Annotated in this window: 22 protein-coding genes; all 22 read right to left on the bottom strand. The window is 36.7% G+C overall.

Going from position 1 to position 17,640, the window contains the following annotated elements:
• Window positions 1-94: 94 nt before the first annotated feature.
• Window positions 95-1,375 (bottom strand): pitrilysin family protein, encoded by a 1,281-nt coding sequence (locus PL77_RS06730; protein ID WP_044203113.1) that lies wholly within the window; start codon window positions 1,373-1,375, stop codon window positions 95-97.
• A 95-nt stretch (window positions 1,376-1,470) separates the two neighbouring features.
• Window positions 1,471-2,706 (bottom strand): type IX secretion system outer membrane channel protein PorV, encoded by a 1,236-nt coding sequence (gene porV / locus PL77_RS06725; RefSeq protein ID WP_156152276.1) that lies wholly within the window; start codon window positions 2,704-2,706, stop codon window positions 1,471-1,473.
• 150 nt (window positions 2,707-2,856) lie between these two features.
• Window positions 2,857-6,258, bottom strand: coding sequence for a type IX secretion system sortase PorU (porU, locus tag PL77_RS06720; RefSeq protein WP_044203112.1), 3,402 nt, complete (start codon window positions 6,256-6,258; stop codon window positions 2,857-2,859).
• A gap of 200 nt (window positions 6,259-6,458) precedes the next feature.
• Window positions 6,459-7,553, bottom strand: a complete 1,095-nt coding sequence (carA, locus tag PL77_RS06715; protein ID WP_044203111.1) for a glutamine-hydrolyzing carbamoyl-phosphate synthase small subunit — start codon at window positions 7,551-7,553, stop codon at window positions 6,459-6,461.
• Window positions 7,554-7,784: 231 nt separating this feature from the next.
• Window positions 7,785-8,255, bottom strand: a complete 471-nt coding sequence (gene rplQ, locus PL77_RS06710) for a 50S ribosomal protein L17 (protein ID WP_044203110.1) — start codon at window positions 8,253-8,255, stop codon at window positions 7,785-7,787.
• A gap of 156 nt (window positions 8,256-8,411) precedes the next feature.
• Complete coding sequence (locus PL77_RS06705; RefSeq protein ID WP_044203109.1) at window positions 8,412-9,407, bottom strand: DNA-directed RNA polymerase subunit alpha; 996 nt, start codon at window positions 9,405-9,407, stop codon at window positions 8,412-8,414.
• Between the two features lie 100 nt (window positions 9,408-9,507).
• Window positions 9,508-10,113 (bottom strand): 30S ribosomal protein S4, encoded by a 606-nt coding sequence (gene rpsD / locus PL77_RS06700; RefSeq protein WP_044203108.1) that lies wholly within the window; start codon window positions 10,111-10,113, stop codon window positions 9,508-9,510.
• A 144-nt stretch (window positions 10,114-10,257) separates the two neighbouring features.
• Window positions 10,258-10,653, bottom strand: coding sequence for a 30S ribosomal protein S11 (rpsK, locus tag PL77_RS06695; RefSeq protein WP_044203107.1), 396 nt, complete (start codon window positions 10,651-10,653; stop codon window positions 10,258-10,260).
• 36 nt (window positions 10,654-10,689) lie between these two features.
• Complete coding sequence (rpsM, locus tag PL77_RS06690; RefSeq protein ID WP_044203106.1) at window positions 10,690-11,058, bottom strand: 30S ribosomal protein S13; 369 nt, start codon at window positions 11,056-11,058, stop codon at window positions 10,690-10,692.
• A 61-nt stretch (window positions 11,059-11,119) separates the two neighbouring features.
• The gene (gene rpmJ, locus PL77_RS31490; RefSeq protein WP_082026427.1) at window positions 11,120-11,236 is read right to left on the bottom strand and encodes a 50S ribosomal protein L36; all 117 of its coding nucleotides are present in this window, start codon (window positions 11,234-11,236) and stop codon (window positions 11,120-11,122) included.
• A 225-nt stretch (window positions 11,237-11,461) separates the two neighbouring features.
• A complete protein-coding gene (gene infA / locus PL77_RS06685; RefSeq protein ID WP_044203105.1) occupies window positions 11,462-11,680 on the bottom strand; it encodes a translation initiation factor IF-1 in 219 nt (72 codons plus the stop codon).
• A gap of 11 nt (window positions 11,681-11,691) precedes the next feature.
• A complete protein-coding gene (gene map, locus PL77_RS06680) occupies window positions 11,692-12,465 on the bottom strand; it encodes a type I methionyl aminopeptidase (protein ID WP_044203104.1) in 774 nt (257 codons plus the stop codon).
• Window positions 12,465-13,787 carry a preprotein translocase subunit SecY gene (secY, locus tag PL77_RS06675; protein ID WP_044203103.1) on the bottom strand — a complete coding sequence of 441 codons (1,323 nt, stop codon included), beginning with the start codon at window positions 13,785-13,787 and terminating at the stop codon, window positions 12,465-12,467. The genes map and secY overlap by 1 nt, the downstream gene beginning before the upstream one ends.
• A gap of 6 nt (window positions 13,788-13,793) precedes the next feature.
• The gene (rplO, locus tag PL77_RS06670; protein WP_044203102.1) at window positions 13,794-14,243 is read right to left on the bottom strand and encodes a 50S ribosomal protein L15; all 450 of its coding nucleotides are present in this window, start codon (window positions 14,241-14,243) and stop codon (window positions 13,794-13,796) included.
• 59 nt (window positions 14,244-14,302) lie between these two features.
• Window positions 14,303-14,482, bottom strand: a complete 180-nt coding sequence (rpmD, locus tag PL77_RS06665) for a 50S ribosomal protein L30 (RefSeq protein ID WP_044203100.1) — start codon at window positions 14,480-14,482, stop codon at window positions 14,303-14,305.
• Window positions 14,483-14,500: 18 nt separating this feature from the next.
• Window positions 14,501-15,016, bottom strand: a complete 516-nt coding sequence (rpsE, locus tag PL77_RS06660) for a 30S ribosomal protein S5 (RefSeq protein WP_044203098.1) — start codon at window positions 15,014-15,016, stop codon at window positions 14,501-14,503.
• 14 nt (window positions 15,017-15,030) lie between these two features.
• Entirely contained in the window at window positions 15,031-15,384 is a 354-nt protein-coding gene (gene rplR, locus PL77_RS06655) for a 50S ribosomal protein L18 (RefSeq protein WP_044203097.1), read from the bottom strand.
• 5 nt (window positions 15,385-15,389) lie between these two features.
• Window positions 15,390-15,947: a 50S ribosomal protein L6 gene (rplF, locus tag PL77_RS06650; protein ID WP_044203095.1), complete on the bottom strand. Its 558-nt coding sequence runs from the start codon at window positions 15,945-15,947 to the stop codon at window positions 15,390-15,392.
• An 80-nt stretch (window positions 15,948-16,027) separates the two neighbouring features.
• On the bottom strand, window positions 16,028-16,426 hold the full coding sequence (rpsH, locus tag PL77_RS06645; RefSeq protein WP_044203351.1) for a 30S ribosomal protein S8: 399 nt from the start codon (window positions 16,424-16,426) through the stop codon (window positions 16,028-16,030).
• A 56-nt stretch (window positions 16,427-16,482) separates the two neighbouring features.
• Window positions 16,483-16,752 carry a 30S ribosomal protein S14 gene (gene rpsN / locus PL77_RS06640; RefSeq protein WP_044203093.1) on the bottom strand — a complete coding sequence of 90 codons (270 nt, stop codon included), beginning with the start codon at window positions 16,750-16,752 and terminating at the stop codon, window positions 16,483-16,485.
• Between the two features lie 15 nt (window positions 16,753-16,767).
• Window positions 16,768-17,316 (bottom strand): 50S ribosomal protein L5, encoded by a 549-nt coding sequence (gene rplE / locus PL77_RS06635; protein WP_044203091.1) that lies wholly within the window; start codon window positions 17,314-17,316, stop codon window positions 16,768-16,770.
• Window positions 17,316-17,639 (bottom strand): 50S ribosomal protein L24, encoded by a 324-nt coding sequence (gene rplX, locus PL77_RS06630; RefSeq protein WP_044203090.1) that lies wholly within the window; start codon window positions 17,637-17,639, stop codon window positions 17,316-17,318. The genes rplE and rplX overlap by 1 nt, the downstream gene beginning before the upstream one ends.
• Window position 17,640 lies beyond the last annotated feature (1 nt).

Below are 17,640 nucleotides of genomic sequence, written 5' to 3'. Positions count from 1 at the left end.
TTTTATCTTTTACTTATTAAAAGAAATCATACAAGCTTCACTTTCAACAATGGGAATGTAGTAAGCCAAAGAAGGCTTACTACACTACCTATTTCTATCCTACGCAAACTTCCAACATATCTTGTTTGAGGTATTTTTTAGCGACTCTTTTCAATGTCTGCGACTCTATCTGCTGAATTCTGCTCACATAATCATCATAATAATTAAAAGGTAATCCTTTTTTATACAATGATTTTGTCACTTCTAAAAGGGATAAATTAGAATTTATAGACATTACAAAATTCCCTGTCATATAATTCTTTACAGTATCCAATTCTTCTTCTGAAATATCTTCTTCTGTTAAAATCTGCATTTCTTTATAGATCTCTTGAAGTGCTAAATCCTTTGACTCCTTTTTAAGATCCGTCGCTATCAGAAAGTAACCTTGGTTCGTTTCATTTCTAAAAGAGGAATGAATTCCATAGGTTAAACCTTTTTCTTCACGTACATTCTTCATTAATCTAGAGCCAAAATACCCTCCCAAAACCTCATTTAGAATAGTAAATGCTTCTAAGTCAGGATTTGGCAAAGTAAAAGTTGGACAACCAATTCTTATACTTGTCTGTACAGCATCTTCTTTTTCCTGATATATCTTCAGTTGAGGAGAACTAATTTTACTTACAAAATCTGGGTAGGTAAAGACTGCATCTTCTCTAACAGCTATAGAGCCAAGGTTTTTATTAATGTCCTGAATTTCATCATCTGTTACATCTCCAGTAATAAAGAGTTGAAAAGGATTACCTAATATATTGTCAACATAATAACGATTGACCTCTTCCAACTGAAAATTCTTTAACGCTTCTGAAGATAAAGATTTACCATAGGGATGCTGATCCCCGTAAAAATTTTCTCTAAATAATTTAGTTGACAAATAAGATGTTTTTTCCTCATTAAGTTGCTGTTGTTGAAGCATCACTTGAAGGATATGAGCAAAGTCTTTTGCCGCAAAGGTTGACACTGTCAAATACTTTTTCACAAGTTGTATTACATCTGAAAAGTACCTCTTTAAGCAATGTCCACTAATTGTAAAAGAGTCTATATCACTCGAAGTACTTAGTATAGCACCATATGATTCTAACTTTTGATGTAATGCCTTACTATCCATTCCTTCAACTCCTTCCCCAATCATTTTTGCGGTGAGAGCAGCTGCACCTTTTTCTTTTTCAAGTAGTTTTCCACCTTTTATATAAAGTGAAAAATGTATGATAGGTTGTGCACTATTAGGGATACTAAATACCTTACATGAATTATCTAACGTATATTCAGCAGGTTTTGGTAATGAAAAATCTTTAATTGAATAGGATTTTGGAGGTGTTGACCTATCTAATACGTTCATAACTTATCTTTAATGAAATAAAAAAAGTGAGATAATTTTCTTGAAATTACCTCACTTTAAGTTAACAGACTATATTATGAATTCATAATTATCTATTAAATATCATCTGCATCTAAAGTATTTGTACTACTTCCGCTGCTCTTTTTACTTCTCGATTTCTGGTTACCTGTTTTAGATTCTCCAAAGTTAAACGCTAGAGTAAACCTTAAGGTATCTTCTAATGGGTTATTACGTTTGAATGACAATAAATAAGAGAAATCTAAGCTCACCACTTGATATCTAATACCCAAGCCCATTTGCATGTACTGTCTATCACCTTTATCAGGGTGCTCATAAAAGTAACCTACTCTTGCAGCAAATAAATCATTATACCAGTATTCAGCACCAACACTCCACATAAATTCCTTCATTTTTTCAGAAAAACCACCTGGAGCCTTTGTCAGACCTGACCACATTCCTTCTAATACACCTACTGATTTATAATCATAAGTAGAATCTGGTGTCGGAACTAATAATTTATTTACATCAATACCAAATGTAATCTTATTGTAAGGGTCCAATTCTGTAGTTAATGTTGCTCCTAAACGTAGATTCGTCGGTAAGAAATCTTCTTGTGACTCATTCGAATAGTTCATTTTTGTACCGATATTCGAAAGGTTCCAACCCCAAGCAAATGTAGCATCATATGACCCCAACTGTACATCAGGATTCACCCAATAACCCGAAATGTCTGCCGCAAAAGCATGCCCTGGTCTACTATCTTGAGCTCCTGTTGAAATTGAACCTGCTAGATTTGAATAAATGTACCTTCCCGAAACAGCCATACTGTATCTATTAGAAAGCTTCATTGCAAAATGCCCGTCAAATGAATATTCTCTAGGATTGAAAGTCCTTGTAACACTTCCTAATCCATCTGTAAAATCAATACTACCAAGGTCGAAGTATCTCATACTCAAACCTACTGTTTGTCGATCATTGAGTCTTAAGAAACCTGCTAGGTAACTTAAAGACATATCGCCTACAATCTTCTGTAACCAAGGATTGTAAGATAAAGATGCACCATAGTCATTTTCAATAAATGCATATTTAGAAGGGTTCCAATGTGCTGAGTTCACATCTGATGAGGTTGCCACACCCATATCACCCATTGCTGCACCTCTTGCTTCAGGTGCGATTGTTAAAAATGGTACAGCCGTAATGATAGGATTACTAGTACCTTCTTGCCCTACAATTATAGATTGTGAACCATTATTACCTTGTCCATAAATAGAACCAAAACTGCCACAAATAATCAGTAAGATGAATAGGGGTTTTAATTTATTGTTGTTCATAATTATCCAATGTACTTATCAAAAAGTCTTAATAAAAAATTCCCTTAGTCACGCTAAGGTGTGTGAAAGTGTAAAAGTTAGACTATAGGCATTCAATTTTAACAACCCTTAAAGATACTAAAGATTTATTAAAAAATATGAAATCAAGGTTTATTTCAACATAATCCTAGCAGTTTGGTAGGTTTTTATTCCTAATGCAGGACAATTAATAATCAATTGTACTACATAAACTCCACTTATTAGGTTATAGTTTGATTTTAATCCTTGATAGGTTAATAAAATGTCTGATTCGGCATTATCAATACTGAAATCATTGGATGCAACTGTATTGCCATTCATTGATATGATATTTGACTGAATCTCCAAATCCTGCCCTAATAGATTATGTGTAAATTGGATATTGACATCATTTTCTGCAGGGTTTGGAAATAATATAAAATTAGAAAGGTTGATTTGTGAAACAGGGCTTACATAAAATGAAATCGTTTGTTCACTCCTATTATTAGCAACATCCCAAGCTTCAATCGTTAGCGTATTTTCACCTTCCGGTAGGTTTTTCAAAGGAAAAACTAAAGAATATGTTGGTTTATCTCCTTTAACAGGTACTAAAAACTCATTGAGAATCCAGGTTGTATCTTCTTGATTCAAAATCATTTTCACATCATGACCTACTCCAATTCCTGAAATATTCACACCATAATCATCCGAGATTTGCGTTGTAATATATGTATCAGGATAAACTACATTAGAATTATTTTCTGAATAGATCGACATTTCTATTTCTGGAGGAGTAGTATCATTGATAGGTGTATTGGATGTTCCACCAAGCATTACTGACAGGTCACTACCTAATGCTTCTTCATTTACAGTACTGACTGCATGTAAATTAAATTTTGCCATATCAAAAGCGTATCGGATATCTTTTGGAATCACAAATTCAATCTCAAATTCACCATTTTCTACATCAGTAACGCCTCTAAACAACTGATATTTTCGTTCAAAGTAATTAAAAACAGTCTCTGGACCATTATTTCCTCTAGTCTCTGATTCTGTCGATTTTTCAAATAAGGTCACAAAGACATCTCCATTAAATGATTGATCTATTGAACCATCCGTAACAATTTCTCCTTGTAATTTCACCTTATCTAAAGCTCCCAGAGGTTCAAGATCTGCTAGGTCTTTATCATTGATTGATACAATCGAAGCTTTTCTTTCGGGAATATTCAACTTTGATGAAGGGTCTCCTAATAATGCAAAATTCCTATTGTTTACTCCTTCTAAACTGTTATTTTTTGTTTCTCTAAAAATATCTCCTAGTGTTCGATAACTTCCCTTTTCATCTCTTTCAAAAACTGATTCATAAAAGGCTCTGTTGATTGTAAAGTTACTTGAAGCATACACTGGTCTAGTCGTTGTCATTAGTGCTGTACTACCTCCAGTCTCTTTGAAGAGTAACCTTTCAGCACCTGATTTAAATGTAGGATTGTCGTATCGACCGAACTCACATGTGGCTGTAAAAAATAATGGCAGCTGTTGATCATTTCTTAAATTCGATACCATCTCTGGAGTAAAAATTGATTCTTCTGCCCAATGGGAAATCGAACCATGACCACTATAGTTTACGATCAAAACACCCGCATCGTCAATCCATGAAGATAATTTTTCATTAGTTTCAGGAGATCTTGCACCTGAAGGTGTTGACAATTTAGGTTGGTTATCGATGAACAAACGTTCTGAAACAAAATCTGGACAGCTTTCCTCTACATAAACAGCTAACCTGTTGGCATCTATTTGATGTTGATTTCTATCGCCATCATCAGCAACAAATAAGATATTTTTTTTCCAGCCAGTAGAATTCACCTTCAAAGTATCATAATGAATGATCTTATTGACTAGAAATTCAGCATCATCAGTATTTCGGGCTGGTAATCTACCGACCCCAATTTCCATATCGTAGTTATCTACTCTACCATCAATATCCTCACCCCAAAAACCTTCATCTTCATCCATAAATCCAAAGTAATCGTCTGAAGAGAAAGTTTTCGTTCTCATTAAAACATCTCTTGATTCGTAGATAGGTACTTGACTTTTACCTTCGCTTTTGATCCCTTTATAATCATAAGAACATTGCCCAAAAAGTAAAATATATTTAAGGTTATTGCTTTTAAGATAAAGGTGTCGAGCAAAGTCTCTTACTGCTGATACATCTTGTCTACCAGATGAAAATTCATTGTAAATCGAATTAATATCAACAACTTCCACATCCATACCACTATAGGATGATCTATGTGTAGCTAACTTATTAGCATAACTTGAATACGTTGAATGAGTCACCAATAATAAATCAGGTACGGAATTATTTCTTAAATCTTGATTTGGAATTGAACCAACAGTAGATGGTCTTATAATATCGTTGTTATCAAATAATACAAAGGCAAAATAATCATCACTCTTTGCTAATGAGTATTTATTAGATTGTTTTGTGATAGCTTTCACATCTGAAGGATTTGTTATATCCCAAGCATAATCAAAGTTTAATGATGTGAATAATTCTGCACCATCGCTACTTTCATTAAAAATACCATAATAAATAAGGTTTTCTTTATCCTTCGAAATTGGGCTTTTTGCATTAAAGGTCAGATAATCGATATAACCTTCCGAATCACTTTGAGGTTTACTAAAACTTACATCAACTGTTATAGAGTTAGAAGATAAGTTGATACTTCTCTCGATGAAAAATTGATTTTCCATAAAACCTTGTCTCCTATATCGGTCACTATTAAAATATCTAGTACCCTCTACTGCAATCGTTCCTGCGTCACTTCCACCTACTCTAAATGAAAAAGTGCTTTCCTCTCTTGACTTTGCCATCACTCCAGCTTTTAACTTTAGAGCATTTGATGAAGGGTTAACCTGAAGATTCACGGATGTTGAAGTAGTACTTGTAAGGTTTTCGCCAAACCAATATCTTCCAGAAGGGTCACTTAAAGCAGTTGATTCTTCTAATTCATGATGATATACCTGTATCAAAGAATTTAATACATCAGGCTTTTGGATTGAGGCATTTTCAATATCAATATTCTTTGACCTTGATGGTCCTATTCTTAAAAAATAGTAGTTAGAAACATCATATAAGTTTAACTCATAATCAATAAATTCTTCATCTGAATTATAATAAACCTTGTCTGGTCCTTCTGCATAGAACAATAAAAGGTCACCTTCCTGAAAAGAGTTAGCATTACTACCAACAAATAAAAGTGGTACCTCAGTCAATGAACTCGGTCTTTCCGCTGCGTTTTCCTGAGGCAGCATTCCATTTCCAAAACCAAAAACAGCAATAGTATTCGTATTCAAACCTGAGGTTGATACACCTAATTCATCAAGTAAGGTTTTATCAATTTTGTAGACACCATTTTTCTCTACTTTTAACTTAAAAATTTGCCCTGAACTTAATGGGCCATTTTGAGCAAATAAAGTAGTAGAAACTCCATTAGTTAAAGTGATGATTAGAAATGAAGTATATATATATCTAATAAAAGAGGAAAAAGTCATTAGTTATAAAGTATTTGATTGATCAAAATAGGTGGTCGTGATCAGATAGAATAATGATATAACGTTTTAAGTATCAAACTAAAAGTCATATTTATAAACGCATATTAACACAAAAAGTATACAATAATTGTTTTTTTACAAATTAAAAAAGTCCAATTAGAATTACTAATTGGACTTTTAAATTTATATTCTATGTAGAATTAATTCCCTTGAATAAGTTCTAAGAATCTTGTGAAAAGATATCTTGAATCATTAGGTCCTGGAGATGCTTCTGGGTGATATTGTACCGAGAATGCCTTTTTTCCATTTACTTTAATTCCTTCTACAGTTTCATCGTTTAAGTTAGTGTGAGTTAACTCAACTACATCACTGCTATCAATGCTTTCCATTTTTACTGCAAAACCATGATTTTGTGAAGTAATTTCAGATCTACCTGAAACCAAGTTTTTCACTGGATGGTTTGCTCCTCTGTGACCGTGGTGCATCTTATAAGTTTCAAGGCCCATAGCTCTTGAAATAATTTGATGACCTAAGCAAATTCCGAATAAAGGCTTATCTGCCTCTAAAATAGCTTTAGCAGTTTCTACCGCATAATCCATTGCTCCTGGATCACCAGGTCCATTTGACAAGAAGTATCCATCAGGCTTCCACTGCTTCATTTGTTCATAAGTAGTGTTTGATGGGAATACCTTACATAACATACCTCTTTCAGTGAAGTTTGTTAAGATTGACTTTTTAACACCTAGATCCAAAACTGCAACCTTTACTGCTGCATGAGGATCACCAACAAAATAAGGCTCTTTTGTACATACCTCTGAAGATAATTCAAGACCATCCATATTTGGTGTTTCTTCCAAACGTTTCTTGATCTCTTTTAAATCCTCAATTTCTGAAGTAATGATCGCATTCATTGCTCCTTGTGTACGGATATGCTTCACAAGCTCTCTAGTGTCGATATCAGCAATACCCACTAAATTGGCAGTTTCTAGGTAATCTTGCAAAGATCCTTCAGCTGTATTTCTTGAAAAAACACTTGAAAAGCTTTTTACAACAAGACCATTAATTTGAGGTTTAGAGGATTCATTCTCATTGTGAACTGTTCCATAGTTTCCAATATGAGAAACAGTATTTACAATAATTTGTCCGTAGTATGATGGATCTGTATAGATCTCTTGGTAGCCAGTCATACTTGTATTGAAACAAATTTCTCCAGTAGTGGTACCAATTGCACCGATAGCAGTTCCTGTATAGGTTGTGCCATCTTGTAGCATTAGTATCGCAGTCTTCTTCTCCATTGATTATTACAGTCTTATTGAACTTAGATTGTGCAAATTTAAAAAAAAATAGGAATAAACGAATTGTTTATTTTTAAGTATGTTAACATTTTTCAGTTATAGCCTTTTGAATAACATTTTTTAATGTTAATTCAATTGTTTGGGCGGTGATGTCAAAATACTTAGGCCTAAAAAAAAGGGAAATAGTTACAAGAACTATTTCCCTATTTATATTAATAAACCCTCATCAGATTACTCTGCTGATTCGTTATTGTTTTCAGCTTCTGCAGTTGGCTCTGCTGGAGCTGCTGATTTCTTTCTAGAACGACGAGTTTTTGTTTTCGTCTCTTTCACGTTATAGATATCGTTGAAGTCTACAAACTCGATCATTGCCATCTCAGCACCGTCACCTAAACGACGACCTGTTTTGATGATACGAGTATAACCACCTGGACGGTTGATAACAGCATCACGAACTGTAGTGTAAAGCTCAGTAGTAGCTTCTTTGTCTCTTAAGTAAGAGAATACTACACGACGAGAGTGCATTGTATCGTTTTTAGACTTAGTTACTAATGGCTCGATGTAAGTACGAAGAGCTTTCGCTTTAGCAACAGTAGTAAATACACGCTTGTGCTCGATTAATGAACAAGCCATGTTCGCTAACATTAGCTCTCTGTGCTTCTTTTGTCTACCTAAGTGGTTGAATTTTTTACCGTGTCTCATTTTTCACCTTAATGAATGATAAAGCCGTATTAGGAACTCTATCAAATTTTAAAAATAATTTTTTGGACTTGTAAGTATCAACTAAGCCGTAGCTTAATTTTTACCGGTGATTTCAGAAATTGCCGTGTCCAGGGAACAATTTCCTATCAGAAAAGATTAATCTTCGTCCAAACGGTACTTAGATACATCCATTCCGAATGATAAATTTCTGTCAGACATTAAAGTTTCTAACTCAGTAAGAGATTTCTTACCAAAGTTTCTAAACTTCATCATATCAGAAATTTCTAAAGAGGCTAAATCACCTAATGTTTTCACATCAGCAGCCTTCAAACAGTTATATGCACGTACAGATAATTCAAGGTCAGACAATGACGTTTTAAGTAGCTTACGCATTCTTAAGTATTCGTCATCAATTTCTACTGCACTTCCATCTGTAGGATCGTCCATAATCATGTTTTTGTCTGAGAACAACATGAAATGTTGAATCAGGATATTGGCAGCTCCTTTTAACGCTTCTTCAGGATGAATTGAACCATCAGATTCTACTTCAATCACTAATTTTTCAAAGTCAGTACGGTCATCAACTCTCAGATCTTCTACTCTGTACTGAACATTTTTGATTGGCGTAAAAATAGCGTCAATTGGAATAAAACCTATAATATCGTCAGCTTCGCTTTCTGTTTGGTCGTCTGCAGATAGGTAACCTCTTCCGTTGTGAATAGTAAACTCAACTTGTAAATTTACACTTTCGTCAAGATGACAAATCACAAAGTCAGGATTTAAGATTTCGTACTCCTCAGTAAACTGAGCAATATCTCCAGCCTTAAATTCACTTTTGCCACTAAGATTTACGCTGATTTTTTGTGAAGGGTTTTCACTTACAGCCTTAAATCGAACTTTTTTCAAGTTCAAGATAATCTCAGTCACGTCCTCCACAACACCATCGATTGTAGAATACTCATGAAGAACATTTGGAAACTTAATTCCTACAATAGCATACCCTTCAAGTGATGAAAGTAATATACGTCTAAGCGCGTTACCTATTGTTAAACCGTAACCTCTTTCTAGTGGTTTAAATTCGAAAAGACCTTTAAAATCATCAGCCTTTTCCATTACCACCTTATCAGGTTTTTGGAAAGCAAGAATGGACATATAAAAGTTGTGGTTTTAATAAATTTAATAAGAGCTCATACGAAAAGCTCCTAAGAAAATTAAAGATAATCTTCTTAGAAGCTTTTTCCAAAGATCTATATTACTTAGAGTACAACTCGACGATAAGTTGCTCTTGAATTTGTTCAGGAATTTCATCACGTTCTGGGAACTGAACGAATCTACCTGTCATATTCTCAGCGTTATATTCTAACCAAGAGTATGCAGTACGTTGTTTACCAGAAGTTGCTTCCTTAATCACTTTGTTTGTTTGTGACTTAGCACGAACACCAATCACGTCACCAAACTTCAAAGTATATGAAGGAATATTCACTACTTTACCGTTCACAGTAATGTGTTTGTGCGATACTAACTGACGAGCAGCACGACGAGTAGGAGCGAAACCTAAACGGTATACTACGTTGTCTAATCTAGCTTCTAACAATTGAAGCAAGTTAGTACCTGTGATGCCTGATTTGTTGGCAGCTTTTTCGAAAACGTTGCGGAACTGACGCTCTAATACACCGTAAGTGTATTTAGCTTTCTGCTTAGCAGCAAGCTGGATAGCATATTCAGACTGCTTACGACGTCTGTTTTTACCGTGCTGTCCTGGAGGATACGCCTTCTTTTTTAGTTCCTTGCATGCCCCGAAGATTGGATCATTAAACTTTCTAGCAATCTTCGACGTAGGCCCTGTATATCTAGCCATTTTTCTCTAGAATTTTAGGAGTGTCTATAATAATTTAATTCAGGAGGTGCTAATGATCTCTGCCGTGGCTTAAGACGACAGACCTTACAAATAATGTTTTAACACACTCAATGATTGTATTCTCAAAAAGATGAGAAGGTCGTATCAGACTCTTCTTCTTTTTGGAGGACGACAACCGTTGTGAGGTAGAGGAGTAACATCTTTGATGATAGTTACTTCGATACCTGAATTTTGTACGGTACGGATAGCCGCTTCACGACCTGATCCTGGACCTTTAACAAAAACCTCTGCTTTACGCATACCTAAGTCATAAGCTACTTTCGCAGCATCTGATGACGCTTGTTGCGCAGCGTAAGGAGTGTTTTTCTTTGAGCCTCTGAAGCCCATTTTACCAGCTGAAGACCAAGAAATCACTTGTCCTTCTTTGTTGGTGAAAGAGATGATAATGTTGTTAAAAGAAGCCTTGATATGTACTTCTCCCTCCTGAGTAACATTAACTACTCTTTTCTTCGCTTTTTCGTTTTTTCTTCTTTGAGCCATAATTCTTATTGTTCAGCTTAAGCGCTAAAAACTAAATTATTTCTTCTTGTTTGCAACTGTCTTACGCTTACCCTTACGAGTACGTGAGTTGTTCTTGGTATGTTGACCACGAACTGGCAAACCTCTTCTGTGACGAAGACCTCTGTAACATCCGATATCCATTAAACGCTTGATGTTTAATTGAATCTCTGATTTTAACTCACCTTCGATTTTGTGACCTTCTGTAATAAGCTCACGAATCTTTTGTGATTCTTCGTCAGTCCAATCTTGAACTTTTTTATCCTGGCTTACTTCTGCTTCAGCAAGGATATCTGCCGCTGACGCTCTACCAATTCCAAAGATGTAAGTTAATGCAATTACACCTCTTTTGTTATTTGGGATGTCAACACCTGCAATACGTGCCATGTTTTACTGTGAACGGTTACTTTGTAAAACTAAATTTAACTATCGCTTATTGTACTAAGAATTAACCTTGACGTTGTTTATGTCTAGGGTTTTTCTTGTTGATAACGTACAATTTGCCTTTGCGGCGGATGATCTTATCGTCCGCACTGCGTTTTTTGATAGAAGCTTTGACTTTCATTGCTCCACTTGTTTAGAAAACGTTATAAATCCTTGATTTAAAATGTCAAGGCACCCGAAAGTCGCCTATCCATGCTCAGTTTATCCTTATAAAAAACATCACATGCACATAACCTACCTTCTTAAATGCAAAAATAGAGGGAATAATTCCCTTATTTTGTTTTCGCATGTTAACTTAAATGAATAAAATTAAACGCGAGCGTGCAAAGATAGACATTTTTTTGAATTATTTATATCTATAAACAATTCTTCCTTTAGTAAGATCATAAGGTGACATTTCTAAACGTACTTTATCACCAGGGAGAATACGAATGTAGTGCATACGCATCTTACCAGAAATATGAGCTATTACCTGGTGTCCATTCTTCAACTCCACACGGAACATGGCGTTAGAAAGTGCCTCTACGATCGTACCGTCTTGGGTAATGTTTGACTGTTTTGGCATTTGATTATTAATTAAAACGGATATACTTCCTCGATGTACTTGAATGTTGTCAACACCTCAGTTTGACCATTTACAATCGCGACTGTGTGTTCATAATGAGCAGAAGGTTTACGATCTCTTGTACGGATTGTCCAACCATCACGGTCTTGTGTGATCGCTCTTGTCCCCATGTTGATCATCGGTTCAATAGCGATTACCAATCCATCCTTGATTTTTAAGCCTCTTCCTCTTTTTCCGTAATTAGGTACTTCTGGTTTTTCATGGAGGTTTTTACCCAAACCATGTCCTACCAATTCTCTAACTACTCCATACCCATGCATTTCAGCGTGTTGCTGTACAGCATAACTGACGTCACCAATTCTGTTATTGATTTTGCATTCATCAATCCCTTTCTGAAGGCACTCTTGAGTAACCTTTAAAAGTTTGATTGTTTCAGCATCTACTTCCCCTACAGGGTAAGTATAGGCACTATCTGAATGGAAACCATCAAGCAAAACACCACAATCTAATGATATGATGTCACCACTTTTCAGTATATAATCAGATGGTAAACCATGTACAATAACGTCATTTAATGACATACATAAAGTACCAGGAAACCCATTATAATTCAAGAATGAGGGGTGAGCCCCATTATCTTGGATAAACTCTTGAGCGATTTTATCCAAAGCATTAAGGCTAACCCCTTCTTTAATATTTTTTGCGACCTCACCATGTGCACGACCGAGTAAATCAGCCGATTTGCGCATAAGCTCGATCTCTTCTTCTGTTTTGTAGTATACCATTAGACTGTTGCCACATTTTGGCGGCCTTTGATATTACCAGACTTCATCATCGAATCATAGTTTTGCATTAGCAAGTACGATTCAATTTGCTGTAATGTATCCAAGATCACACCTACCATAATGATCAATGATGTACCACCATAGAATCTTGAGAAGGCTGAACTTACCCCTAACATACTTGCAAAAGCAGGTAAGATAGCTACTACTGCTAAGTAGATAGCTGAAGGTAAAGTAATACGATCTAGAATCCAACTTACAAAACTTGAAGTCTCTTCACCTGGCTTGACATTTGGAACAAATGCGTTATTTCTCTTTAAATCTTCTGCCATTTGATCAGGGTTGATCGTGATAGCAGTATAGAAATAAGTGAAAATAAGAATAAGCATACCAAAAGTGAAATTATACGCAAAAGATGTGTAATCAGAGAAATTCTGCATTACCCATCTAGCGGCATCACTATCGTCTGCCCAAACACCAGCAATCAATGAAGGAAGGAACATAAGAGATTGAGCGAAGATAATAGGCATCACGTTCGCAGCATTCACTTTTAAAGGAATGTATGAACGTTGACCTGTAGCAAGCGTACGCTTCTTACCTCCAGCACCAACAACTTGACGTGCATATTGCACTGGTACTTTACGAACGGCAGCGTTTAATAAAACAACTCCCATTACGATAAAGAATAAAGCAACTAATTCAACTACCAAAATGATACTGAATCCCTGTGTTTGGAATTCTTGAACAATTGCCGTTGGAAAACCTGAAATAATACCGATCATGATCAGCATTGAAATACCGTTTCCAATTCCTTTCTCCGTGATTTTTTCACCAAGCCACATACAGAATACCGTACCCGCAGTCAAAATAATCATTGATGCTGGGTAGAATAATGACTGGCTGATTACGATAGCTTCATTAGGAATTGTAGAGTATAAATACCCTGATCCCTGAGCTAAAGTAATCACGATCGTCAAAACACGCGTAATTTGGTTCATGCGCTTACGTCCTGACTCTCCTTCCTTCTGCAAACGCTGGAAGTAAGGGACAGCCATACCTAACAATTGGATCACAATGGATGCCGAAATGTAAGGCATAATACCAAGAGCGAAGATAGAGGCACGCGTAAATGCTCCACCTAAAAAGATGTTTAACATCCCCAAAAGACCACCTGAAGAATCAGATAGTGCACTTGGATCAACTCCTGGAAGGACGATATACGACCCCAATCTAAAAATCGCTAGGAAACCCAGAGTGTAGAAAATCCTATCTCTGAGTTCCTCGATTGAAAAAATGTTCTTCAGTGTCTTGACAAACTTATTCATAGCTTCTTACAATGTAATCGCTTTTCCGCCTGCTTTTTCGATTGCCTCTTTAGCAGATGCAGAGAAAGCGTTCGCCGAAATCTCTACTGTTGCAGTTAGCTCACCATTACCAAGAACTTTAACTAAACCGTTCTTAGCAACAACGCCTAACTCCACGAATGTCTCAAATGCGAAAGTAGTAATTCCTTTCTCTGTAGCGATCTTTTGGATATCATCCAAGTTGATTACGCTATACTCAACTCTGAAAGGAGCTTTGAAGCCAAATTTAGGCACGCGACGCTGTAATGGCATTTGACCTCCTTCGAAGCCAAACTTCTGGCTGTAACCAGAACGAGACTTAGCACCTTTGTGACCACGTGTTGATGTGCCACCACGGCCTGAGCCTTGTCCACGACCTACGCGCTTATTTTGGCGAACTTTACCGCCTTTCGCAGGACTTAGTGTATGCAGTTTCATGACTGTTTCCCAATTAATACCTTTAAAGTACTAATGCCTTGTGCAAAAGTACAAAGAATTTACAACTCTTCAACACTGATTAGGTGATCAACTGCCTTAACCATGCCAAGGATCTGTGGATTTACTTCTTTTTCCACAGTTTTGTTGATTTTTCCTAAACCAAGTGCTTTAATTGTGCGTTTTTGTCTTTCAGGACGACCGATCAACGATCTAACCTGAGTAATACGGATCTTTGCCATAACAGATTAAATTTTTGATTAGCCGTTAAAAACTTTGCTCAATTTCACGCCGCGTTGTTCCGCTACCATACGTGGATCACGCATTTTTAGTAACGCGTCGAAAGTTGCTTTAACCACGTTGTGTGGGTTAGAAGAACCTTGCGACTTTGCCAATACGTCATGAACACCTGCTGATTCAAGCACTGCACGCATCGCACCACCTGCGATAACACCAGTACCTGCAGAAGCAGGTTTGATTAGCACGCGTCCGCCACCGAATTTACCTTTTTGAGGGTGTGGTACAGTACCTTTCAATACTGGAACCTTCATAAGGTTTTTCTTAGCGTCGTCGATGCCTTTAGTGATTGCATCAGTTACTTCGTTAGCTTTACCTAAACCATAACCTGCAACACCATCACCGTTACCTACAACTACGATAGCAGAAAAGCTGAAGCGTCTACCACCTTTTACTACTTTAGCAACACGCTTAATAGCAACAACTTTTTCTGTAAGTTCTAGATCGGCTGATTTTACTTTTGTTACGTTCTGTTTCATCTCTGACAACTTCTTTAGAATTTCAAACCACCTTCTCTAGCACCTTCTGCTAACGCCTTCACTTTACCGTGGTAAAGGTAACCGTTACGGTCAAATACAACCGTAGAGATACCAGCAGCTGTAGCTTTTTCAGCAACCTTTTTGCCTACTTCTGAAGCCAAAGCAATGTTCGCAGATTTGCTATCAGCATTAATCTCGCGAGAGCTTGTGGCAACAACAGTACGGCCGTTTAGGTCGTCGATCAACTGCACATAGATTGCAGTGTTACTCTTATATACAGAGAGTCTAGGACGTTCTGGCGTACCAGAAACTTTCTTACGAATGCCCCTTTTGATTCTCAGTCTTCTCAGATCTTTCTTAGTGGCCATACTTGTTATTTTTTACCAGCAGCTTTACCTGCTTTTCTTCTAATCTCTTCACCAACATACTTCACGCCTTTACCTTTGTATGGTTCTGGCTTTCTGAATGAGCGAACTTTTGCAGCTACTTGTCCAACTAGTTGTTTGTCTACACCTTCGATAGTAACAACTGGAGCTTTACCTTTAGCTGTTTCAGCACTCACCTTGATTTCCGCTGGAACTTGGAAAAGGATACGGTGTGAATAACCAAGATCAAGGTCTAATAATTGACCTTGTACCGATGCTTTAAAACCGACACCAATTAACTCTAATGACTTTTTGTATCCTTCAGACACACCAGTCACCATGTTTTGAGTTAAAGCTCTATAAAGACCGTGCATTGAGCGGTGATCTTTATGATCTGATGGACGTACGAAACGTACTTCAGAACCTTCAATCTCAATATTGATGTCTTTGTTGATTTCCTGTTGTAATTCACCTTTAGGGCCTTTCACTACTAATACGTTAGCATCAGTAACTTTTACCTCAACACCTGAAGGGATAGTAACAGGTTTTTTACCAATTCTTGACATGGTTTTTACTATTACGGCTTAAGGCTTTCGACTAAGGAAAGCGGTCAGCCAATTATTTAATAAAAGTATTTCTATTACTCTTAGTATACGTAGCAAAGAATCTCTCCACCAACGTTTAATTCGCGTGCTTCTTTGTCAGTCATCACACCTTTCGAAGTAGAAAGGATTGCGATACCTAAACCGTTTAATACACGCGGCATGCTCTTAGCGTTAGCATACTTACGGAGACCTGGACGTGAAACACGCTCTAAGTCAACAACCGCAGGTTGCTTAGTTACTGGGTGGTATTTCAAAGCGATTTTAATTACACCTTGAGTATTTACACCATCCTCAAACTTGTAGCCTTGAACGAAGCCTTTCTCATGCAGTACCTTAGTCATTTGCTTCTTAAGATTAGAAGCAGGAACTTCAACGATACGCTTATTAGCGCTAATCGCATTTCTAAGTCTTGTAAGGTAGTCCGCTATAGGATCTGTCATTGCCATTGCTTGCAAATATTTTTACAACACTAAATGTTGTAGGTTCCTAAATTAAATTACCAGCTCGATTTTGTAACGCCTGGGATCTTACCTGCTGATGCCATTTCACGGAATGTAACACGTGAAATACCAAACTTACGCATGTAACCTTTTGGACGTCCAGTTAATTTACAACGATTGTGTAAACGAACCGGTGAAGAGTTCTTAGGAAGAGCATCTAAACCTTCCCAGTCACCTGCTTCTTTTAACGCTTTGCGTTTTGCTGCATATTTTGCAACAAGTCTTTCACGCTTACGTTCTCTTGCTTTTATCGCTTCTCTTGCCATAATTTCTCGTGTTTACTACTTTTTCTTAAAAGGCATTCCAAATAATTTCAGAAGCTCGTAAGCTTCCTCATCTGTGTTTGCAGAAGTAGTGAACGTGATGTCCATACCTGTCACTTTCTTTACTTGATCAATTTTGATCTCTGGGAAAATGATCTGCTCTTTCACACCTAAAGTGTAGTTACCACGACCGTCCAATTTATCTTTGATACCTTGGAAGTCACGCTCACGAGGAATAGCAATTGTGATCAAACGATCTAAGAATTGATACATTCTGTCACCTCTTAATGTTACACGAGCACCGATTGGCATTTCCTCACGTAATTTGAAGTTCGAGATTGATTTCTTAGACATCGTTGGAACTGCTTTTTGACCAGAGATAGTAGAAAGTTCTTCTACTGCGATGTCTACAAGTTTTTTATCTGCAACTGCTTCACCAACACCACGGTTGATGATGATTTTTTCCAATTTTGGAACTTGCATTACAGACTTGTAATTGAAACGCTCCTTTAATGCTGGAACGATTTCCTCCTGGTATTTGTCCTTTAATCTTGTCGCTGTAGCCATTAGTCGATAAATTTTCCAGTGTTCTTAGAATATCTTTTCAACTTACCGTTTTCGTCTTGCTTACGACCTACGCGAGTTGATTCTCCCGTTTCAGGATCGATTAACATGATGTTAGAAACGTGAATTGGTGCTTCCATTTTTTTCACACCGCCCTCAGGCTTTTCAGCTGTTGGTTTGATGTGTTTTGTAACCATATTCACACCTTCAACAGTAGCACGTTCCTTCTCACGGTCGACAGTAAGTACTACACCCTCTTGACCTTTGTGGTTTCCAGAGATGATCGTTACTTTGTCGCCTTTTTTGATATGGAATTTTTTATTCATA

Origin of the sequence: Flammeovirga sp. OC4, assembly GCF_000812565.1 — a bacterium.
Classification (GTDB): domain Bacteria; phylum Bacteroidota; class Bacteroidia; order Cytophagales; family Flammeovirgaceae; genus Flammeovirga.
Note: the sequence above shows the minus strand (reverse complement) of the source record. Positions and strands in the feature narration are given on the sequence as shown.